Source organism: Candidatus Hydrogenedentota bacterium, from assembly GCA_035416745.1.
GTDB lineage: Bacteria > Hydrogenedentota > Hydrogenedentia > Hydrogenedentales > SLHB01 > UBA2224.
This window is the reverse complement of the sequence record DAOLNV010000157.1, coordinates 1-4,658: the sequence shown is the minus strand read 5'-3', so window position 1 is coordinate 4,658 and position 4,658 is coordinate 1. Positions and strand designations below refer to the sequence as shown.

The window sequence follows — 4,658 nt, the reverse complement described above, 5'->3', positions numbered from 1 at the left end:
CGCTCTTCGCGCGGGCCTCGGAATGCGTGAAGAACAAACGGTTTGCCGAAGCCATCGAAACGGCCGAACAGATAAAGTACGCGATCCGGCTGGCCTATTGCGCCGCACAAAAACCGGTTCCTGACGAACACCGCGCCTACTGGTGCCACAGTGCCTTCGGCGTCGACGGGGTGACCTGGGATGAAGCCATCAAACGCCTTGCGGACAACGGTTTCACCGCCATACTGCCGAACATGTTGTGGGGCGGCGCGGCCTTTTACCCGAGCAGCGTGCTGCCCACGGCCGCGGACGTCGCGGAAAAGGGCGACCAGATTGCCCTTTGCCTCGCCGCGTGCAGGAAATACGGCGTCGAATGCCACGTCTGGAAAGTCAACTGGAACATGGGTTCGCGCGCACCCAGGGAATTTCTCGAACGCATGAAAGCCGAGGGGCGGACCCAGGTCAGCTTTGCCGGCACGCCGCAGCCGCAGTGGCTCTGCCCGTCTCATCCCGCCAACCAGCAACTCGAGATCGATTCCATGGTCGAGGTGGCGCGGAACTATGACGTCCATGGCATCCATTTCGACTACATCCGGTACCCTGACTCGGACCACTGTTTCTGCGCGGGATGCCGCGCGCGGTTCGAAAAGCAACTGGGCCGCCCCGTCGCCAACTGGCCCAAAGATGCCGGTCCCGGCGGAAAAGACTTCGAGTCCTGGCTCGAATTCCGCCGCCAGAACATCACGAAGGTCGTGGCGGGCGTTCACGACGGCGCGCGAAAGGCCCGCCCGGGCATAAAGATATCCGCGGCCGTCTTTCGCAACTGGCCCCAGGACCGCGACAAGGTCGGCCAGGACTGGAAGGTCTGGTGCGACAAGGGCTACCTGGATTTCGTGTGCCCGATGGACTACACGCCTTACAACGACAGCTTCCGCAACATGGCCATGCAACAGATGGAGTGGGCGGGCAACGTGCCGTGCTATCCGGGGATCGGGCAGAGCACGTGGCCGGACCGCCTCGATATCGTGAAGCTCGTTGAACAGATCGCGATCACGCGCGAACTCGGCGCCGGCGGGTTTACAGTGTTCAATTACGGCACCGCCGAGTACGCCGATATGGTCCCCCTGTGCGGCATGGGCATTACGAAGAAATAGCCGCGACGCGGACAGGCCCGAGGTCTTGCGCGGCAAAGCCGCGTGGTCTGTTCCAAACGGTTTCGCCGGCTACAGGCGGCCGGGGCCTGTTCATGCCATTTGAAACGCGCCGGCGCCGGTGATTAACAGGGGGTAGTCCCGCAGCGGCAGATTCTCGAACACGGCGTTCGTCTCTCCCAGTTTCGCGGGGACGAGCCGGAAGACCTCCTGCGACAGCGGGTCCACCAGAACCGGGTCGTCCAATGCGGCCCCCTCACGCACATCAAGCGACATGCTCACTGTCCGGGCGGTCCAGGGCTTTTGCAGGTCGGCCGGGAACCAATATGCGTACAATGCCCGGCCGTTTCGCGTGAAATGCGCCTCCTGCAACTGTACCTTTTCTTGCCCCACGAGGGCGAGCGCAAGCTCCGCGCGCCGGGTAGCCGCGTCGAACAGCGCGCACAGGCACTGGTAGGCGAAATACGACGGCTTGGGCGTGTACTCGTTTCCGCGGAGCAGGCCCTTGAAATTGGTTTTTCCACGGTATCCCACCAAGTCTACGGTGTGATAATAGCTGGTCAGTTCCACGCCATAACGCAGATCGAGCAGGATGCGCCTCAACAGCCATTTGGCCTGCCGCGTTTCGTCCCACTCGAGCTGCGACAGCGCTCCAACGCTTTCCGGACCCCCCACCGATGGACAACCGTTCTCGCCCTGCCAAAGCCTGACGCCGGGCGCGTATTTCGCAATCGCATCCCGCATCGCGGCCATGTCATCCTCGTAGCGCTCCTCCGGAATGGCCCGGTAGGGATGATAGGAAATAACATCCACCAAGCCGCCGAGACCGCTCTCGAAACAGCCCTTGAGAAAGTCCATGGGCACCCCTGCGAGCGCTCCGCCGATGATGACGCAATCTCGGACCTGCCCGCGGATGACCGGAGCCGTTTGGGCCGCCAACCGCGCGTAATCCGCCGGGCTGGGCTTCTCGGGCTGCCAGAAGCTCCTGGCATTAGGCTCGTTCCAGATCTCCCAGTGGCGGACGCGATCTTTGAAGTGGCGTGCCAGATGCTCCGTGAATCGAAGCCAGCCCGCAAGCGCGTCATCGCTGAATACCGGCGCCCAGCCGACCGCGAATTCGTCGGGCGCAGCGGGGGTGTATAGCCGGTTTCCATATCCCAGGTTAAACCACGGCGTCACGCCCGCGCGAAGGAGGGAATCAACCACCTCGTCCAGCCAGGTGAAATCGTACTCGCCCTTGACCGTCTCGCACCGGCACCAGCCTGTCTGGCAGCGCGCCCACTTGACGCCGAGGTTCGCGACGTGCTCATACGCCCGCGCGGGGTCGAAGCACTTGCGGTCCAGCACCTCGAATCCCACCGACAGTGGGGAGGCTTTGATGTCGCGTCCCGGTCTCGCCGCGACCCGGCCAAGCCGCTCGTACGCCTCGCTTGGGGCCGCCCCCTGCGATGCGAAAGTCGTCCGCGAAAGCGCGAGACCCATGGAAGATGCCGCCGCCGATTTCAGGAATTGCCGCCGCGTCAACGCCATGCCCGGTTCCTCCCCCGCCAGCGCATGCGCCAGCCCGCGCTACTTCTTCACAAGCGCCTTGCCCTCGTGCAGGTGGATCCAGCGGACTGCCCGCGATGCGAGAGCCTCGTCGTGCGTCACCATGACCAGTGTAACGTGTTGCTCCACGTTGAGGTTGTAGAGCAGCTCCACGATGCCCTCGCCCGTGCGTTCGTCGAGATTGCCAGTGGGTTCGTCGGCCAGCACGACGCTCGGCTCGTTGAACAAGGCCCGCGCGATGGCAACGCGCTGTTGCTCGCCGCCGCTGAGCTGGCCGGGCTTATGCGTCATGCGCTCGGCCAGGCCGACCGTATCGAGCAGCGCTTCGGCGCGCGGCTGGCACTGGGACCTGCGCTTGCCCCTGCTCAGCCCAGGCATCATCACATTCTCGAGTGCCGTGAACTCGGGGAGCAGGTGGTAGAATTGAAACACGAACCCGATTTCCTCGTTGCGTATGCGGTTGATGGCGGCCCCGAACGTCTTTTGCAGCGACCTGCCGCGAAACAGCACATCGCCCGCCGTCGGCCGGTCAAGCGTCCCGATGATATGGAGCAGGGTGCTCTTTCCGACGCCCGACGGACCCGTTATGACCATCAAGTCGCCGTCGTGCACTTCTATATCGATTCCCCGCAGAATACGCAGCTCGCGGCTCCCGTCATGATAGGTCTTTTCGAGGCCGCGGCACTCGATCACCGGGGTCTTGGGTTCGCTACTCATAACGCAAAGCATCCACGGGGTCAAGGCGGGAAGCGCTCCACGCCGGATAAATGGTCGAAAGAAACGTGAGGATCACTGCGCACACCGTCACCCACGCCACATCCATCCACTGGACCGCGACGGGGATGCGGTCGAAATAGTAGATCTGCGAGTTGAACAGGTCCACGCCCATTGTCCAGGCAATAAACTCAGCAACCGGATTGAGGTTGTAGGCGAGCATGATGCCTAAAAGGAGGCCGACAAACGTCCCCGAAAGCCCGATATAGAGCCCTTCGAGCACAAACAGCCGCAGGACCGAGGCGCTGCTTACCCCTATGGTGCGCAAGATGCCGATATCGCGCCGCTTTTCCATCACCACCATGATGAGAGTACTGGTAATATTGAACGCCGCCACCAGAATGATGAACAGCAGAATGATGAACATCACGACCTTCTCTTCCTTCAGTGCGTCAAAGAAGGCCTGCTGGCTCTCGTACCACGTGACGGCTCGATAACCCGGCAAATGTTCCTCGATGCGTTCAGAGATTTCCTTGGCCTTGAACGGGTCGTCGAGCCGCAATTGAATTCCGTCCACGCCGTCCTTCCCGGTGAGCTTCTTCGCCGTCTCGAGGGTAATGAAACCATAGACGGTGTCGAATTCGTGCATTTGGGCCTGCGCAAGCCCGCTGACCGTGACCAGCATCTCCGTCGGGTGGGTCATGTAGGTGCCGCCCTTGAGTTGGGGCGTCACGATGATTAGCGGCGTGCCCACGTATGCGCCGAGCTTGCCCGCGAGGACGTAGCCGAGCACGATCTCCTTGTAATCCGGCAGCTCCCCGACGCCGAAGGTGCGGCCGTTCTTGTCGGAAAGGTTCTGCTCGAGCAGGGTGACGTCGCTGGCCTTCTTGGGATCGACCCCCACCACGTAGGCAAATTCGACAATCTGCGAACCGTCGGGTCCGCGCAGTGTCTTGAGAAGCGACAACACCTCGATGAACGGGCTCGCCCCTTGCACTTCGGGACAGATGGCCCGGAGCTCGCCTTCCACCGTATCGGGGTCGAGAATTTCGTCGTGGTCCCATTCCATGACGGTGACATGCGCGCGGTTGCCGATGATGGTTGCGCGGAGTTCGTTGTCGAACCCCGTCATCACGCTCATCACCACAATAAGCGCCATCACGCCCACGCTCACGCCCGCCACCGAAATGAGCGTGATCAGGCTCACAAACCGGCTCTTGCGCTTTCCCCGCAGGTACCGGCTCGCTATGAACGCTTCAAACCGCA

Annotated in this window: 4 protein-coding genes; 1 reads left to right on the top strand and 3 read right to left on the bottom strand. The window is 62.2% G+C overall.

All coding sequences use genetic code 11. The annotated features are described in order from the left end of the window. Positions 1 to 1,133, top strand: a 1,133-nt coding sequence (locus tag PLJ71_22450) for a family 10 glycosylhydrolase (GenBank protein ID HQM51449.1), incomplete at its 5' end; no start/stop codon positions are given. A gap of 90 nt (positions 1,134 to 1,223) precedes the next feature. Here PLJ71_22450 and PLJ71_22445 read toward each other — a convergent pair. The 3 genes from PLJ71_22445 to PLJ71_22435 form a co-directional block, all read right to left on the bottom strand. Next, entirely contained in the window at positions 1,224 to 2,660 is a 1,437-nt protein-coding gene (locus tag PLJ71_22445; protein ID HQM51448.1) for a beta-galactosidase, read from the bottom strand. Positions 2,661 to 2,699: 39 nt separating this feature from the next. Next, complete coding sequence (locus PLJ71_22440) at positions 2,700 to 3,395, bottom strand: ABC transporter ATP-binding protein (protein HQM51447.1); 696 nt, start codon at positions 3,393 to 3,395, stop codon at positions 2,700 to 2,702. After that, positions 3,388 to 4,658, bottom strand: a 1,271-nt coding sequence (locus PLJ71_22435; protein HQM51446.1) for a lipoprotein-releasing ABC transporter permease subunit, incomplete at its 5' end; no start/stop codon positions are given. The genes PLJ71_22440 and PLJ71_22435, both read right to left, overlap by 8 nt.